At 70.6% G+C, this 15206-nt stretch carries 15 protein-coding genes; 5 read left to right on the top strand and 10 right to left on the bottom strand.

What is annotated here, in order from left to right; translation table 11 throughout:
• A complete protein-coding gene (locus ACZ7OU_RS43740) occupies window positions 1-1473 on the top strand; it encodes an FAD-dependent monooxygenase (RefSeq protein ID WP_470259796.1) in 1473 nt (490 codons plus the stop codon).
• Window positions 1474-1887: 414 nt separating this feature from the next.
• Here ACZ7OU_RS43740 and ACZ7OU_RS43735 read toward each other — a convergent pair whose 3' ends face one another.
• Window positions 1888-2406, bottom strand: coding sequence for a GNAT family N-acetyltransferase (locus ACZ7OU_RS43735; protein WP_470259795.1), 519 nt, complete (start codon window positions 2404-2406; stop codon window positions 1888-1890).
• Between the two features lie 138 nt (window positions 2407-2544).
• Between ACZ7OU_RS43735 and ACZ7OU_RS43730 the strand changes: the two genes are divergently transcribed.
• Both ACZ7OU_RS43730 and ACZ7OU_RS43725 read left to right on the top strand, forming a co-directional pair.
• Window positions 2545-3510 carry a chitinase gene (locus ACZ7OU_RS43730; RefSeq protein WP_470259794.1) on the top strand — a complete coding sequence of 322 codons (966 nt, stop codon included), beginning with the start codon at window positions 2545-2547 and terminating at the stop codon, window positions 3508-3510.
• A 103-nt stretch (window positions 3511-3613) separates the two neighbouring features.
• Window positions 3614-4369 (top strand): TRADD-N-associated membrane domain-containing protein, encoded by a 756-nt coding sequence (locus tag ACZ7OU_RS43725; RefSeq protein ID WP_470259793.1) that lies wholly within the window; start codon window positions 3614-3616, stop codon window positions 4367-4369.
• 6 nt (window positions 4370-4375) lie between these two features.
• Here the strand turns inward: ACZ7OU_RS43725 and ACZ7OU_RS43720 are convergent, their stop codons facing one another.
• From ACZ7OU_RS43720 to ACZ7OU_RS43690, 7 genes are all read right to left on the bottom strand, one after another.
• Window positions 4376-5206, bottom strand: coding sequence for a LysR family transcriptional regulator (locus ACZ7OU_RS43720; RefSeq protein ID WP_470260161.1), 831 nt, complete (start codon window positions 5204-5206; stop codon window positions 4376-4378).
• Between the two features lie 16 nt (window positions 5207-5222).
• Window positions 5223-5603, bottom strand: a complete 381-nt coding sequence (locus ACZ7OU_RS43715; RefSeq protein WP_470245268.1) for a DUF427 domain-containing protein — start codon at window positions 5601-5603, stop codon at window positions 5223-5225.
• A gap of 66 nt (window positions 5604-5669) precedes the next feature.
• On the bottom strand, window positions 5670-6434 hold the full coding sequence (locus tag ACZ7OU_RS43710) for an HAD family acid phosphatase (RefSeq protein ID WP_470259792.1): 765 nt from the start codon (window positions 6432-6434) through the stop codon (window positions 5670-5672).
• 96 nt (window positions 6435-6530) lie between these two features.
• Entirely contained in the window at window positions 6531-7691 is a 1161-nt protein-coding gene (locus ACZ7OU_RS43705) for a class I SAM-dependent methyltransferase (RefSeq protein ID WP_470259791.1), read from the bottom strand.
• Complete coding sequence (locus tag ACZ7OU_RS43700; RefSeq protein ID WP_470245271.1) at window positions 7692-8657, bottom strand: class I SAM-dependent methyltransferase; 966 nt, start codon at window positions 8655-8657, stop codon at window positions 7692-7694.
• Between the two features lie 4 nt (window positions 8658-8661).
• A complete protein-coding gene (locus ACZ7OU_RS43695) occupies window positions 8662-9441 on the bottom strand; it encodes an enoyl-CoA hydratase/isomerase family protein (protein ID WP_470245272.1) in 780 nt (259 codons plus the stop codon).
• Between the two features lie 55 nt (window positions 9442-9496).
• Complete coding sequence (locus tag ACZ7OU_RS43690; RefSeq protein ID WP_470259790.1) at window positions 9497-10318, bottom strand: ABC transporter ATP-binding protein; 822 nt, start codon at window positions 10316-10318, stop codon at window positions 9497-9499.
• A gap of 327 nt (window positions 10319-10645) precedes the next feature.
• Between ACZ7OU_RS43690 and ACZ7OU_RS43685 the strand changes: the two genes are divergently transcribed.
• Both ACZ7OU_RS43685 and ACZ7OU_RS43680 read left to right on the top strand, forming a co-directional pair.
• On the top strand, window positions 10646-11191 hold the full coding sequence (locus tag ACZ7OU_RS43685) for a cysteine dioxygenase (protein WP_470259789.1): 546 nt from the start codon (window positions 10646-10648) through the stop codon (window positions 11189-11191).
• Window positions 11188-11583, top strand: a complete 396-nt coding sequence (locus tag ACZ7OU_RS43680; protein WP_470259788.1) for a rhodanese-like domain-containing protein — start codon at window positions 11188-11190, stop codon at window positions 11581-11583. The genes ACZ7OU_RS43685 and ACZ7OU_RS43680 overlap by 4 nt, the downstream gene beginning before the upstream one ends.
• On the opposite strand, the gene ACZ7OU_RS43675 is transcribed toward ACZ7OU_RS43680, so the two are convergent.
• Both ACZ7OU_RS43675 and glgP read right to left on the bottom strand, forming a co-directional pair.
• Window positions 11580-12566 (bottom strand): LLM class F420-dependent oxidoreductase, encoded by a 987-nt coding sequence (locus ACZ7OU_RS43675; RefSeq protein WP_470245276.1) that lies wholly within the window; start codon window positions 12564-12566, stop codon window positions 11580-11582. The genes ACZ7OU_RS43680 and ACZ7OU_RS43675 overlap by 4 nt on opposite strands.
• A gap of 63 nt (window positions 12567-12629) precedes the next feature.
• The gene (gene glgP / locus ACZ7OU_RS43670; protein ID WP_470245277.1) at window positions 12630-15158 is read right to left on the bottom strand and encodes an alpha-glucan family phosphorylase; all 2529 of its coding nucleotides are present in this window, start codon (window positions 15156-15158) and stop codon (window positions 12630-12632) included.
• Window positions 15159-15206 lie beyond the last annotated feature (48 nt).

Below are 15206 nucleotides of genomic sequence, written 5' to 3'. Positions count from 1 at the left end.
GTGCTCGAAACCGATGTGCTCGTCGCCGGCGCCGGTCCCGCCGGCTTGTTCCTGGCCGCGGAGCTCGCGCTGGCGGGTGTCCGCACCACGATCGTCGAACGCCATCCCTCGCGGCCGCCGTACTGCCGCGGCTTCAACCTCAACTCGCGCTCGCTGGACCTGCTGGCCCGTCGCGGGCTGGCCGAGGGCCTGGTCGCCGAAGGCCATCGGGTGCCGCACGCGCCGGTCACGGGTCTGCCCGGCCCGCTGCTGCTCGCCGACGCCGCGACCGATCACCCGTTTTCGCTGGGGATCCCGCAGACCCGCGTCGAGGAGGTCCTGGAGGGGTGGGCCGCCGACCTCGGCGTCGAAATCCTGCGGGGCCACGAGCTGCGTTCGTTCACGCAGTCTCCGGAAAGCGTTTCCAGCATTGTCCACAACGGACAGTTCGGCCGCACGATCTCCGCGCGCTACCTGGTGGGGTGCGACGGCGGGCGCAGCGAGGTGCGCAAGCAGGCCGGGATCGGCTTCCCGGGCGTCGACGCGCGCTGGTACGCACTGCTCGGCGACGTCGAATGCGAGCTGCCGTACGGGGTTTCGACCGGGCCGGACGGGCGCACGGTGTTCGTCATCCCGCGGCCGGGGTACGTCCGGATCGTGGTGCGCGAGGACGACCCGCCGGCCGAAAAGCACGCGCCGGTGACGCTCGAACGGCTGCAGGCAGAGGTGGACGCGGCCCTCGGCCGGCACGTCGAGCTGCGTTCACCGCGCTGGCTGACGCGTTTCGGCGACGCGGCACGCCTCGCGACACACTATCGCGAGGGCCGGGTGCTACTGGCGGGCGACGCGGCGCACATCCACCCACCGGCCGGGGCGATCGGGGTGAACGTGGCGCTGGACGACGCGTTCAACCTGGGCTGGAAGCTCGCGGCGACGGTGCACGGGACGGCCCCGGAAGGACTGCTGGACACCTACCACATCGAGCGGCACGCGGCGGGCGCGCGGATTCTGGCGAACACGCGGGCGCAGGTGGCACTGGAGGAAGCCGGCGACGCGCCGTGGGCCGACCTGATGCGCCGGGTTGCCTCGCACCCGGCGGGGAATCGGGCGCTGGCCGAGATCATCACGGGGTTGGACGCTTGTTACGAGCCGGGCGGGCATCCGTGGTTGGGGCGGTTGGCGCCGGATGTGCCGTTGGTTGTCTCTTCGGCTGAGACGCACCTGGCCGCGTTGCTGCACTCGGGGCGTCCGGTTTTGGTGGATCTGACGGGGGCTTTTGCCGGATGGTCGTCGGTGGTTGAGGTGGTCTTCGCGATGGCTCCGTCCATTTCGGACATTGATGCGGTGTTGCTTCGGCCGGATGGGCATGTGGCTTGGGTCGGTACGCCGGGCTCGGGCGACGAGGGGCTGGCGGAGGCGGTGCATCGGTGGATCGGTGATGCGGCCTCCGCTCTTTCGGCGGCTTCCGGGGGTCTGTTGGTCGGCGGTGAGTGATCGGGCCGGATCCGCGCCGTCCGTGTCGCGACCTTCGCGGAACCGGGTGTCGGCGCCCGTCGGTTGGGAACGCAATGCCGATTTGGGGTTGAGCGCACCAGAATCGGCATTGGCGCATGGTCGCCGGGGTTCCGGCCCACGGGCTGAACCGAGCCTCGATGACGCTGACCGGCGGAACTGCGGCAATGTTGGCAGGACTTGCGAAAGCAGCGGCCGGGCGGCCTGCGGTAGCTGGGCGTGGGCGAGACCAAGGTCAGATACAACCCACCGATGGGAACGCGCCGCACTCGCAGCAGCCCCCGCCCTTCCCTGGGGGGCGTCCCCGAGTCCAGTCTATCGGTGAGGTAGGTCAAATTCGCCGGGATCGCTCGGTGGGCACCGAGTTGTCCACATCCGGGCCACCCTGTGGACAGGTCAGCGTGGGCGGTCCAGGACCGCCCGCTGCTCGACCCGTCCGTCGAGCGTGAAACGGCTGTGCGGCGTGAATCCCAGCTTCTCCACCACCCGCGCCGATGCCTTGTTCGCCGGCTCGTACACCGCCATCAGACGGTCTGCGAACCCGGCGGAAAACACGTGGTCGCGGACCGCCGTTGTTGCTTCGGTTGCGTAGCCGCGGCCCCAGGATGAGGGGGCTATCCACCAGCCCATCTCGACCGCCGGGGATCCCACGCCGGACTCGATGGGGCTGCGGTGGACCAACGACACCACTCCGTCGAACGAGCCCGGGGCCGCCGATATCGCGAACCAGCCGAAGTCGTACGTCGCCCAGTGGGCGAGTGTTGCCTGGTGCTTGGCCAGTGTGTACTCGTGCGTCCACGGCTTGCCCGTTCCGACGTACCGGACCGTCTCCGGGATCTGCGCCATCGCGAACAACCCGTCGAAGTACTCCTCGGCCCACGCGTGGAGCGTGAGCCTTTCCGTGGTGATCAGCACCACCGGAACTCTAGGCCGCCCGTTACCCGCGGTCACCCAGGTAGCCCGTTCGGCCTATGGTTCGGACCACGTTAATGGTCTATACCAATTATGTCCGGAAATCCCCGCCGCCGCGCTCGTCGTCGTGGAGGTTCCACCATGCGTCTTCGTTCCCTGCTGGCCGGGCTGGCCGGCTTGGCTCTCGTGAGCACCGGGCTCGGCTCCCCCGCCGAAGCCGCCGCCGGGTCGCCGATTCCCGTCGGACCCTATGTCGACATGGGGGCCTGGCCCACCCCGAGCCTTTCGGCGATGTCCGCCGCCAGTGGCGTCAAGGGCTTCACGCTCGCCTTCGTCAACTCCTACGGCTGCAAGGCCAGCTGGTTCGGCGCCTACGACCCGCGCACGGCCTGGCAGAAGGACGAGATCACCAAGATCCGCAACGCCGGCGGCGACGTCAAGATCTCCTTCGGCGGCGCGTCCGGCATCGAGCTGGCCCAGGCGTGCAGCACGTCCGCGCAGGTCGCGGCCGAGTACGACGCCGTCGTCAAGGCCTATGGCCTCAAGTACGCCGACTTCGACATCGAGGGCGCGGCCGTCGCGGACCCGACGTCGATCACCCGCCGCTCTCAAGCCCTGAAGACGCTTCAGACCAACAACCCGGGCCTGAAGATCTCGCTGACGCTGCCGGCGCTGCCGACCGGCCTCGACGCCAACGGGCTCAACGTCGTCAAGGCCGCCAAGAACGCCGGCGTCACCCTCGACCTGGTCAACATCATGGCCATGGACTACTACCAGGGTGCCGGCGACCAGGGCGCGAAAGCGATTTCCGCGGCCAAGGCGACGCAGGCGCAGCTCAAGTCGCTCTACGGGCTGAGCGACGCGGGGGCGTGGAAGAAGGTCGGCGTGACCCCGATGATCGGCGTCAACGACTCGCAGAACGAGATCTTCTACCAGAAGGACGCGAAGGCGCTCGTGGCCTTCGCGAAGACCGTCCACCTGGGCATGCTGTCGTTCTGGGAGGCCGGCCGCGACGCCAACGCGTGCACCGGCGCGCTCTACAAGTGCACCAACGTGCCGCAGTCGAAGTACGAGTTCGCGAAGATCTTCGCGGGCTACACCGGCTGAATCGACGCTGAGCCACCACCGGGCGGGGTGCGTCCCGCAGACCCCGCCCGGTGGTGGCCCCTCGAGGGGTAACGCGACACGCGGGCGGTCCGACTGGGGAACCATGCCGACCGCGATTCCCGACTCGCCCGAAGCCGAGCCCGACCGGGTACGGCCTCCCTTGACCCGGATCATCGCCGCCGCACTGGCGGCCGGATTCGTCGCGGCAGGCGCCACGTACGTCTTCAAGACGTCGTCGGACTTCGGGAAGCAAGTCTCCGTCTTCGTCGCCTGCGCCGGCCTGATCCTCGCGGTCGGGAGCCTCGCCCTCACCATGAGGTCGACGCTCAACGCCGAGGAGAGCCACGCGCGGGCGGTGAACTCCGAGCGCGAGCGGCTGCGACAGCTCGCGAACTTCGACGGGGGCACCTCTGCCGCCACCGCCCCCCAGGAAGTCCGGTTCACCAAGCTGCTCATCGAGTACTACGCGCACGGTCTGGTCGAAGCGCGCAGCAGCTCCGCCGACAGCCGGCGATCGTCCTGGCTCGGCATGTCGGTCATCGTGATCGGCGTCGTCCTGGCCGTGGTGTCGGGGGCGAGCGACGCGCTCGGGAACGGAGTGCAGATCTCGCTGATCGTGAGTGCGGCCGGAGTCGTCACGAACGCGGTGGGCGTCCTGTTCCACCGCCAGGCCACCAAGGCGCTGGCGCACATGGAGAAGCAGACCTCCAGCCTGCAGCAGGACATGTGGGCGGACCGAGGACGGCGGGACGCCATCGGCTTGGTCGATCGTGTGTCCGACCAAGATCTGCGGGACAAGCTGCTCGTCGACGTCGCGCTGGGGCTCGCGAACTCCGGTTCCGGACCGGTCGCCCACTGAACCGGGTCACCACCGGGCGGCGTCCGCGAGCAGTGCGTCCCGCACCGCCGCGGGCCCCGCCCGGCAGGGTTCCGCACGACTCACCACGAACAACGTGTTGATCGGTGGCTCCTCCGGCTCGAGCAAGGCAACCAGCGAGCCGGACGCCAGCTCGGCCGCGCACAGGTACTTCGGCAGCACGCTCACGCCGAACCCGGCCAGCACGCACGTCAGAACGCCTCGCAGGTCCGGCACGACGACGGCGGGTCCGGTGGGCGGCCGCACCCCCAGCACCGAACGCCAATAACGCCTAATGATCGGCAGGTCTTCGGCGTAGGCCACCAGCGGCGCCGTCCGGGGGTCGCCGGTGAAGCCGCGCGGGCCGACCAGGACGAACTCCTCGTCCGTCAGCGGTGTCGCCGCGAGGCCGCGGCCGCGCGGGCGGATCGTGGAGACCACCAGGTCGAACCGGCGCTGCGAGAGACCCGCCAGCAGGTCGTCGGCCAGGCCGAACGTCACCCGCAGCTTCAGCCCCGAAGCGACCAGACCCGCCAACGCCGGCAGGACACGAGCCGTTGTCAGCTCGGCCGGCCCGGCCAGGTGCACCGGCTCGGCGAACGGGTCGATCTCGCCCACGGTCAGCGACGACAGCGCGTCGACGTGCGGGGCCACCCGGGCGGCCAGTTCGTCGGCCGCCGGGGTCGGGGTGACGCCGCGGGCGCGCCGGACGAACAACTGCCGTCCGAGCTGCTCTTCGAGGGCTCTGACCTGGGCGGTCACCGTCGGCTGGGACAACCCCAGCGACGGCGCCGCGCCGGTCAGCGATCCCGCCCGGTGTACGGCCAGGAACGTCCTCAGCAGGTCGAGGTCCAGGTCAGTCCTCGACCAGCTCGATCGAGTCCACGACGTTCGGGTAGAACGCGACGTGGTCCTTGATCGCCGCGACCGCGTCGTACGGCTTCTCGTACGTCCAGATCGCGTTTTCCGCCTTCACGTCACCGACGTTCAGGCTGTAGTAGCTGCTGTCGCCCTTGTACGGGCAGTACGTCTCGTGGTCGGTCCGCTCCAGCACGCTGAAGTCGACGTCCGCCCGCGGGATGTACTGCGCCGCCGGGTAGTTCGACTCCTGCAGCGTCAGCGCGTTGCGGCTGTCGGCCACGACGCGCCCGCCCGCCTTGACCACCACGCGCGCCTTGGTCGGCTCGACGGTGATCGGGTGGTCCGGGCCCGGGACCAGCACCTTCTTCTCCGGCATGTCAGCTCCTCGAAAAAAGTCGTGTAGGAGGAGCAGCACCCGGGACCCGGCGGTTATTCCGGTGGATCAGGGCAGGTAGTACATCGGGTTCGGCAGCTTGGTCGGGTGCAGCGCGTAGCCGCCCTCGAGGTCGCTGAACTGGTCGCCGACGTTGAGCACGATCTTCGCGCCGGTCGCCTCGATGTGCGCCCGCGTACCCGACTTGTACTGGACGGTGGTGCAGGTCAGCCCGCACGGCAGGTAGTCCGGCGCGGTCACCTTCGGCTTGAAGAACGCGCCGGCCGGGGCCGGGTAGCCCTCGTTGGCCAGGTTCTTCAGCGACTGCGGGCCCTGCAGCTCGTTGCGGCCGGTCAGGAAGTACAGCTTGACGCCGTGCTGCACGGCCCAGTTGGCCAGCTCCAGCACCGGCTTGTTCGAGACGAACGTGCCGTTGTCGATGGCCTGCTGCTGCTTGACCGGGTCGAAGCCGAAGTCGTTGTCGGCCTCCCAGCCGTAGGTGACCTCGGCGGTGTCGTCGACGTCCAGCACGATCGCCGGGTTCTTGACGCGGCCCAGCTGCTGCTGCAGGTAGCGCTTCGCGTCCGTGACCACGCGGTTGGTGTCCTTCACGAACCGGCTCGTGTCGGAGTAGTGGTGCTTGCCGGCAGCGTCGAGGTAGTCGCCGTAGTAGGCCTTGACGTCCAGCTTGACCTGGCCGATGTTGGCCGGCTCCTTCGAGCGGGCGGCGGTCGCGTCGTCCGAGCCGGCCAGCGCGGTGGCCCCCGAGGCGACGGTGGCGCCGATGGCCGCGGCGGCGGCGAGCTTGACGAGACCTGACCATTTTCCGGACACGGCGACCCTCCAGTGAAGACTTGACGACTCGGGGAACCTACGTCACGTTCACCCGGAGTTCCACCCCTCGAAAGTTTCCGTTCACCTTTCGGCGCGTCATCTTTCGGCGCGGCAGAGGAAAGCCACCGGAGACCGCCCGATCCGCGTGAGCACGACGGACGCCTCCGCGGCGCCACGGGGTTTCAGCCGCCGCCGCAAGGCATCCGGGTCGACGTCGAGGCCGCGGACCAGGATCTCCAGCCGGCCGACGTCGTGTCGCTTGAGGACGGATTTGAGCGCTTTCTCGGTGTACGGCCCGTGCTCCAGGACGCGGAAGGCCCGCACGCCCGGCGGCGGGGTGTCACCGGTCAGGTACGCGATGCGTTCGTCCAGCTGCCACAGCCCGTGCCGCGCCGCGTAGTGGCGGACCAGCCCGGCCCGGACGACGGCGCCGTCCGGGTCGACGATCCACTCTCCCGGCTCGCGCGTGGGCAGTTCGTCCGGTTCGGCGTCGGTGACCGTCCACTGTGTCCCGTCCGAGCGCAGCACGGTCGCTCGCCGGGTGACGCCGGTGCCCAGGCCGCGCCAGAGGCAGGCCTCGCGGACCTGGCCGTCGAGCGACACCAGCTCGACCTCTTCGGCCCACGGGGTGATCGCGAAGTCGAGGCCCGGCGCGCACTTCACGGACAGCGCGCGCCCCGGGTACGCCGCGACCAGCTCGTCCAGCGGCGGCGTGAAGTCCGCGGGTTTCCACGCCCGGCGGCCGGCGGAGTCACGGCGAGCCGGATCGGCGACGACGACTCCGGCGCGGCTGACCGGGCGCAGCGCGTCGGCGCGGGCGAGCCCGAACGAGACACCCGCGGCGATTCCGTTGTGCCGTGCCATTTCCAGCCGCACCGGGTCCACATCGGACCCGAGCGCCCGCCGCGCAACCCGGGCGATCTCGACCAGGTCCGCGCCCACGGAACACGTGACGTCGTGGACGTCGAGCCCCGCCAGGCGCGAAGCCCGGTGCCGGGCGACCGGCGACGCGCTCGCCTGCTGGAGCGCGTCCGAGGTGAACAGCCAGTCCACACCGGACAGTTTGCCGACGGCTTTCCGGCGCAGCAGTACGGTTTCGAGCACCGAAGCCGCATGCTCCTCGCCCACCAGGCGACGAACAGCGGCGACGGCGGCGATGTGGTCGGTCAGCGGCAGCGCCGACACATCGGCGAGCGCCGCCGTCCCCGCGCCGGAGCGCAGGTAGGCGACGTCGTCGACCGTGAACGCGAAGGACACTCAGGACGGCCGTTTGGTCCCGGTGATCATCACGTTGTAGAACAGCTCGCGCGGCAGGATCTTCGACAGCAGCTTCTTGTCCACAGCGGACAGCCGCAGCCACAGCTTGTAGGCGAACAGCCGCCAGCGGACGGTCAGCTTCTCCTGCGGCACCGCGGCCTCGAACGTCCGGATCGGCCAGCCGGCGAGCGCCGCCGCGAACTCCTCGGTGACCGCGTGGACGTCCTGCGCGCCGGCCCCGCGGGCCCACGACTCCAGCTCCGACGGGTCGAAGGTGTGGATGTCGACGACGGCTTCCAGCGCGGCCGCGCGGGAGGACTCGTCGAGCTCCTCCTGCGGACGGCGCCAGCCGCTCAGCGCGGGCAGCTTCGTCACGCGGGTGGTCAGGAACCAGGTGAACTGGCCGAGCTTGCGGGCGTAGAAGTCGCCGACCTTGGTCGGCTCGCCGGCGAAGACGAACCGGCCGCCCGGCTTGAGCACGCGCAGCACCTCGCGGAACGCCGCCTGGACGTCCGGGATGTGGTGCAGCACCGCGTGCCCGACGACGAGGTCGAACGTGTTGTCCTCGTACGGGATGCGCTCGGCGTCGGCGACCCGGCCGTCGACGTCGAGGCCGAGCTTCTCGGCGTTGCGCAGCGCGACCTGGACCATGCCGGGCGAAAGGTCGGTGACCGAGCCCTTCTTGGCTACGCCGCCCTGCATGAGGTTCAGCAGGAAGAAGCCGGTGCCGCTGCCCAGCTCCATCGCGTGCTGGTAGGGCTGGCCGTCGTCGCCCGCGACGGCGTTGAACACGTCGGTGGCGTAGGAGATGCAGCGCTCGTCGTACGAGATCGACCACTTCTCGTCGTAGGTGCCGGCTTCCCAGTCGTGGTACAGCACGTTCGCCAGCTTGGGGTCGGCGTAGGCCGCCTGGACCTCTTCCGCGGTGGCGTGCGGGTTCGGGGCCGGGTCGTTCACGTCGGTCAAGGCGTCATTTCCCTTCGAAAGTGGCCTTGCCGGGCCCGTTTTCGATGAACGACTTCATGCCGTTCTTCTGGTCTTCGGTCGCCCAGAGCGCGGCGAACAGGTGCGATTCGAGCTTGAGGCCGTTCGCGAGGTCGGTGTCGAGGCCGCCGTCGATGGCCGCCTTCGCCGCGCGCAGCGCGACGGCCGGGCCGTTCGCGAACTGCGCCGCCCACTTGTGCGCGGCCGCGTAGACGTCGTCGGGGGCGACGACCTCGTCGACGATCCCCAGCTCCAGGGCTTCCTGGGCCTTGACGAACCGTCCGGTGTAGACGATGTCCTTGGTCTTGCTCGGGCCGATCAGGCGAGCCAGGCGCTGGGTGCCGCCCGCGCCGGGGATGACGCCGAGCTGGATCTCGGGCTGGCCGACCTTGACGTTGTCGCCCGCGACGCGGCGGTCCGCGGTCAGCGCGAGCTCGAGGCCACCGCCGAGGGCGTACCCGGTGATGGCCGCGACAACCGGCTTGGGGATGTTCGCGATGGCCGCGAGGGTGCCGGTGAGGTTCGCGCCGAACTTGGCGATCTCGGGGTAGGTGCGGCTGGCCATCTCCTTGATGTCCGCGCCGCCGGCGAAGGTCTTCTCGCCGCCGTAGAGGATCACCGCGCGGACGTCGTCGCGCTCGGTGGCCTCCTTCGCCAGCTCGGCGAGTTCGGCGGTGACCTGGGCGTTCAGGGCGTTGACCGGCGGCCGGTCGAGCCGGATCGTGCCGACCCCGTCCTTGACCTCCAGGGTTACGAACTCTCCCACGCCCATCCTCCTCGTTGACGAAGTGCCAGCAGGCTACCCGCCGGTAAGCGACAGCTTAGCGACGGCGGGCGAAGAAGCGATCCCCGGAACGCTCGAGCACGAGGTCCTGGTCGAACGTCTTCGAGAGGTTTTCGCTGGTGATGACGTCGTCGACGAGCCCGGACACCACCGCGCGGCCGTCGCGCAGGAGGAGCGCGTGGGTGAACCCCGGCGGGATCTCCTCGACGTGGTGGGTGACCAGCACGAGCGCCGGCGCGTCCGGGTCGAAGGCCAGCGCGGAGAGCCGCGCGACGAGGTCCTCGCGGCCGCCGAGGTCCAGCCCGGCCGCCGGCTCGTCGAGCAGCAGCATCTCCGGGTCGGTCATCAGCGAGCGGGCGATCAGCGCGCGCTTGCGCTCGCCCTCGGACAGCGTGCCGAAGGTGCGCTCGGCGAGGTTGCCGATACCCATCGCTTCCAGCAGCTCGGTCGCGCGGGCGGTGTCGAGGGTGTCGTACTCCTCACGCCAGCGGCCGAGCACCGCGTAGCCGGCGCTGACCACGACGTCCTTGACCAGCTCGTCGCCCGGCACGCGCTGGGCGATGGCCGCCGAGGTGAAGCCGATGCGCGGGCGCAGGTCGAAGATGTTGACCCGGCCGATCCGCTCGCCGAGGAGGTCGACCTCGCCGGTGGTCGGGTGGAGCTCGGCCGCGGCGAGGCGCAGCAGGGTGGTCTTGCCCGCGCCGTTCGGGCCGAGCACCACCCAGCGCTCGTCCAGTTCCACGGACCAGTCGAGGCCGGCGAGGAGGTCGTTCGTCCCTCGGCGGACGCCGACACCGGCCATCCGGACCACGAGATCGTCAAGTTCGCTGGGCTGGATCGGCTCGCTCACGAAGCCCATTCTGTCTGCCGACGCGCGCGCGTGCGCACCCGCCCGGGCGAGAAGGCGAACCGGCTGGTCGGAGGGTGTCCACGACGTGGAACAACGCACGCCGGAAGTGCCGTTGCCCACTCTCTTGTGGCAGGATCGCGGGCATGTCAGCCGACGTGCACGCCGCCCCGGTCACCCGGGGTTCGTTCTGGCGCCGTCGTGCGATCGACCTGCTCCTCGTCGCTTCGGCCGGGTGTACGCGGGCGCGGCTCCGCTGATCCCCCGCGTCCTCACGGGCGGGTGCGGTGCCGCGCTGGTTCGCGTCCCGATCACCTTCGCGCCCGAGGAGCACCCGCGTTGACCACTTCCCTCACCCGCCCCGCCGCCGAGATCCACCCGCAGCTGACCGATCCGCTGCTGCCCGAGCTGCTGCACCCGTCGCGGCTGCTGTGGACCCCGCGTGAGCTGGCGGACCTGACCGCCACCGTGACCACCGAGCTGACCACGAGCGTCCAGGACATCCTGCGGTTCGACGAGGATGGCCGCTGGTGGGCCCGGCTGGCCCTGACCGACGGCGTCGAGCTGTGGCTGCTGTCGTGGCTGCCCGGCCAGCAGACGAAGCCGCACGACCACGGCGGCGCGTCCGGCTCGTTCACCGTCCTGCAGGGCGAGCTGGGCGAGGAGTACCGCTACCCCGGCGGCCCGATCCGGCGCCGCACGCACGTCGCCGGCGACGGCATCGGCTTCGGTGCCGGCCGCGCGCACCAGGTCACCGGGATCGGGGACGCGCCCGCGGCGAGCGTCCACGCGTATTCGCCGCCGCTGGTGCCGACGCGGGAGTACGCGACGCTCGCCGACGTCCCGGCCGAGATCCCGCCGCTGCCGGTTATCGTCGGACGATGAGCGCCATCGACTCGTTCCTGGAGAAGGCCCGGTCCGGACTGGACCGGGTCGGCCCCGCCCGCGCCCACGAGCTGCAGGAGGCGGGCGCGCTGCTCGTCGACATCCGTCCTCATCTGAACCGGCAGGCCGAGGGCGAGATCCCGGGCTCGGTGGTCGTCGAGCGGATCCACCTGGAGTGGCGGCTCGCGCCGGACAGCGAGTGGAAGCTGCCGTCGGTGACCGCGGACACGACGGTTGTCGTGCTGTGCAACGAGGGTTACTCGTCGAGCCTGGCGGCGGCGGACCTGCAGCGACTGGGGCTGCCGCGGGCGACGGACCTCGAAGGCGGCTTCCGCGCCTGGGCCGCCGCCGGCCTCCCGGTGGAGACCGGCGGCAGCCCCGCGGTGCCCTAGGCGAGGGCGGGCGCGACCTTCTCGGTGAACAGGTCGATGCCGGAACGGTCGTACGCGGCTTCCGGGAAGTTGAAGATCGCGTAGGACATGCCCAGCTCACCCAGCTCGGCGAGCTTCTCGGTGACCTGCTCGGGCGTGCCGGTGGTGGGGCTGTTCGCGAAGACGCCGTGCCACCGGTCCGCCGCGTCCGCCGGCGCGTACTTGTGGAGGTGGGACTTGAGCCAGGCCAGCTTGTCCTGGACGTCCTTCTCCGTCTCGCCGATGACCACGTTGTGGTTGACCGAGCGGACGATCGCGTCGAAGTCGGTACCGACGTCCTTGCAGTGCTGCGCGAGGATCTCCGACTTGCGGGTGAACGTCTCGGGGTCGCCGGCGAAGTTCGTGTACTTCGCGTACTTGGCGGCGATCTTGAGTGTCTTCTTCTCACCGCCGCCGGCGATCCAGAGCGGGATGCCACCGTCCTGCGGCGGCAGCGGACGCAGGATCGCGCCGTCGGTCTGGTAGTGCTTGCCGTCCAATGTGGACGTCCCGGTGGTCCAGAGGTCGCGCATGATCTGCACGCCCTCGTCGAGCTGGCCCAGGCGCTCACCGGCACTGGGGAAGCCGTAGCCGTAGGCCCGCCACTCGTGCTCGTACCAGCCGGCACCGATGCCCATCTCGACGCGGCCGCCGGAGATCGTGTCGGCGGTGGCGGCGACCTTGGCGAGGTAGGCCGGGTTCCGGTACCCCATGCAGGTGCACATCTGCCCGAGCCGCACGGTGTCGGTCGCGGCGGCGAACGCCGAGATCAGCGACCAGGCCTCGTGCGTGGCCTCCTCGGTCGGCACGGGCACGGTGTGGAAGTGGTCGTAGACCCAGATCGATTCGAAGGGCCCGGCCTCCGCGTGTTTCGCGAGGCCGAGCATGGTCTTCCAGTGGTCCGCGGGATCGATGCCGGCGAGGTCGAGCCGCCACCCCTGCGGGACGAAAATTCCGAAGCGCATGCGTTCAACTTAACGCCGCCCGCACCCTGGTGCGCAGCGATTTCGAGGTGGAGTGACTCCAGGTCAGGCCAGCACCACGCGCGCCAGTTCGGCGGGGGTTGCCAGCAGCCCGTGCTTCGGGAGCACCCGGACCGTGTACCCGATCGATCCCGGCCTCGGCAGCTTCAGCCGGGCCGCGAACGCGCCGATGCCGTCGCCGCTCATCGGGACCGTCACCGCCTCGCGCAGCTCGTCGTCGTCTCCGACCTGGCCGACCACCGCCTGGATGTCCACTTCGGACGGGTCGAGGCCGGCCAGGTCGATGCGAGCCCGGATCGTCACCTCCGTGCCGACGACCAGGGGCTCGGTCGCCTCCACCAGCAGCTCCGAGTCGAAGATCCGCAGCCGCGGCCACGACACCTCCAGCTTGGTGCGGTAGTCCGCCAGTGACAGCGCGCCGCGGTAGCCGTCGCCCGTTGCCGCCGCGACCATGCGGGATGCCGGGAGGTAGCCGTTGTCGACGTACTCGCGGACCATCCGGGACGCCTGGACGCGCGGGCCGAGCGTCTCCAGCGTGTGCCACACCATCGACAGCCAGCCGGTGGGCACGCCGTCGGCGGACCGGTCGTAGAACAGCGGCGAGATCTGCTGGCCGAGCAGCTCGTACAGCGCCGCGGCCTCGAGGTCGTCGCGGCGCAGGGGGTCGGTGACGCCGTCCGCGGTCGGGATCGCCCAGCCGTTGCTGCCGTCGTAGCACTCCTCCCACCAGCCGTCGCGGATCGACAGGTTCAGCCCGCCGTTGAGCGCGGACTTCATGCCCGACGTCCCGCACGCTTCGAGGGGCCGCACCGGGTTGTTCAGCCAGACGTCGCAGCCGCGGTAGAGGTAGCGGGCCATCGACATGTCGTAGTCCGGCAGGAAGACGATCCGGTGGCGCACGTCCGCGCCGTCGACGAACCGGACGATCTGCTGGATCAGCTGCTTGCCGTTCTCGTCGGCCGGGTGCGACTTCCCGGCGACGACGACCTGGATCGGCCGGTCGTCGTCGAGCAGCAGCGTGCGCAGCCGCTCGGGGTCGCGCAGCATCAGCGTCAGCCGCTTGTACGTCGGGACGCGGCGGGCGAACCCGACGGTCAGCACGTCCGGGTCGAACACGGAGTCCACCCAGCCCAGCTCCAGCGGGGACGCGCCGCGCTGCAGCCACGCCGCGCGCACCCGGCGCCGCACCTCGAACACGAGCTTCTCGCGCAGCTCGCGCCGCAGCCCCCACAGCTGGGCGTCCGAGACGCCGTCGCGCAGCGGGCCCTCACCGACGTCGAGGCCCCATTCGCGGCCGAGCAGCGTGCTCAGCTCGCGCGCGACCCACGTCGGGCCGTGGACGCCGTTGGTCACCGACGAGATCGGCACCTCGTCGTGGTCGAACCCGGGCCACAGCCGCGAGAACATCTTGCGCGTGACACGCCCGTGCAGCTGGGAGACGCCGTTCGCGCGCTGCGCCAGCCGCAGGCCCATGTGCGCCATGTTGAACAGGCCGGGGTTGTCCTCGGCGCCGAGCGCGAGCACGCGTCTCGGGTCGATGTCCGGCACCAGCCTGCCGTCGTTGAAGTAGCGCTGCACCAGGTCCACCGGGAACCGGTCGATCCCGGCGCTGACCGGGGTGTGCGTGGTGAACAGCGTCCCGGCGCGGACCGCGGGCATGGCCTCGTCGAACGCGAGGCCGTCGGCCTGCACGATCTCGCGGGCGCGTTCGAGGCCGAGGAAGCCCGCGTGTCCCTCGTTCGTGTGAAACACCATCGGCTGCGGGTGGCCGGTCAGCTCGCAGTACTTCCGGACCGCGCGGAACCCGCCGATGCCGGCCAGGATCTCCTGCCGCAACCGGTGGTCGGCGTCGCCGCCGTAGAGCCGGTCGGTGACGCCGCGCAGGTCGTCGTCGTTGGCCTCGGTGTCGGTGTCGAGCAGCAGCAGCGGCACCCGCCCGACGCGGGCCTGCCAGATCTGCGCGCACAGCTCGCGCCCGCCCGGCATCGCGACACCGATCAGCACCGGGCGTCCCCCGGCGGTCAGCAGCTCGAGGGGGAACGCGTTGGGGTCGATCACCGGGTAGTGCTCGACCTGCCAGCCGTCGAGCGACAGCGACTGCCGGAAGTAGCCGTTGCGGTAGAGCAGCCCGACGCCGATCATCGGCACGCCCAGGTCGGACGCGGCCTTGAGGTGGTCGCCGGCCAGCACGCCGAGGCCGCCGGAGTAGTTCGGCAGCGCTTCGGTGACGCCGAACTCCATGGAGAAGTAGGCGACCGCCGGCGGCAGCTCGGCGTCTTCGCGCCGCTGGTACCAGCGCGGCTCGGACAGGTAGTTCTCCAGGTCCGCGGCCGCGTCCCGGGCGCGGGCGAGGAAGTCGTCGTCGACGGCGAGCTCGTCGAGGCGCGACGGCGGCAGCGCGGTGAGCATCCGCAGCGGGTCGCGCACGGCGTTGAACAGCTCCGCGTCCATCGACGCGAACAGGTCGCGCGTCGGCGGGTGCCACGTCCAGCGCAGGTTGGTGGCCAGCGCGCCGAGGCCGGACAGGGACTCCGGGAGGCTGGCGCGAACGGTGAACCGGCGGACTGCACGCATGGGAAGCGACGATATCGGGCCGAGGGCGACGATGCGCAGGGAGTAGTT

It is taken from the genome of Amycolatopsis sp. NPDC114505 (assembly GCF_055633615.1).
This window is presented reverse-complemented; position numbering and strand designations above follow the sequence as displayed.

Coding starts and splice junctions, on each gene's coding strand:
- ACZ7OU_RS43730 (WP_470259794.1), top strand. CDS start 2,545: ATGCGTCTTCGTTCCCTGCTGGCCGGGCTGGCCGGCTTGGCTCTCGTG.
- ACZ7OU_RS43725 (WP_470259793.1), top strand. CDS start 3,614: ATGCCGACCGCGATTCCCGACTCGCCCGAAGCCGAGCCCGACCGGGTA.
- ACZ7OU_RS43715 (WP_470245268.1), bottom strand. CDS start 5,603: ATGCCGGAGAAGAAGGTGCTGGTCCCGGGCCCGGACCACCCGATCACC.
- ACZ7OU_RS43690 (WP_470259790.1), bottom strand. CDS start 10,318: ATGGGCTTCGTGAGCGAGCCGATCCAGCCCAGCGAACTTGACGATCTC.
- ACZ7OU_RS43680 (WP_470259788.1), top strand. CDS start 11,188: ATGAGCGCCATCGACTCGTTCCTGGAGAAGGCCCGGTCCGGACTGGAC.
- ACZ7OU_RS43675 (WP_470245276.1), bottom strand. CDS start 12,566: ATGCGCTTCGGAATTTTCGTCCCGCAGGGGTGGCGGCTCGACCTCGCC.
- glgP (WP_470245277.1), bottom strand. CDS start 15,158: ATGCGTGCAGTCCGCCGGTTCACCGTTCGCGCCAGCCTCCCGGAGTCC.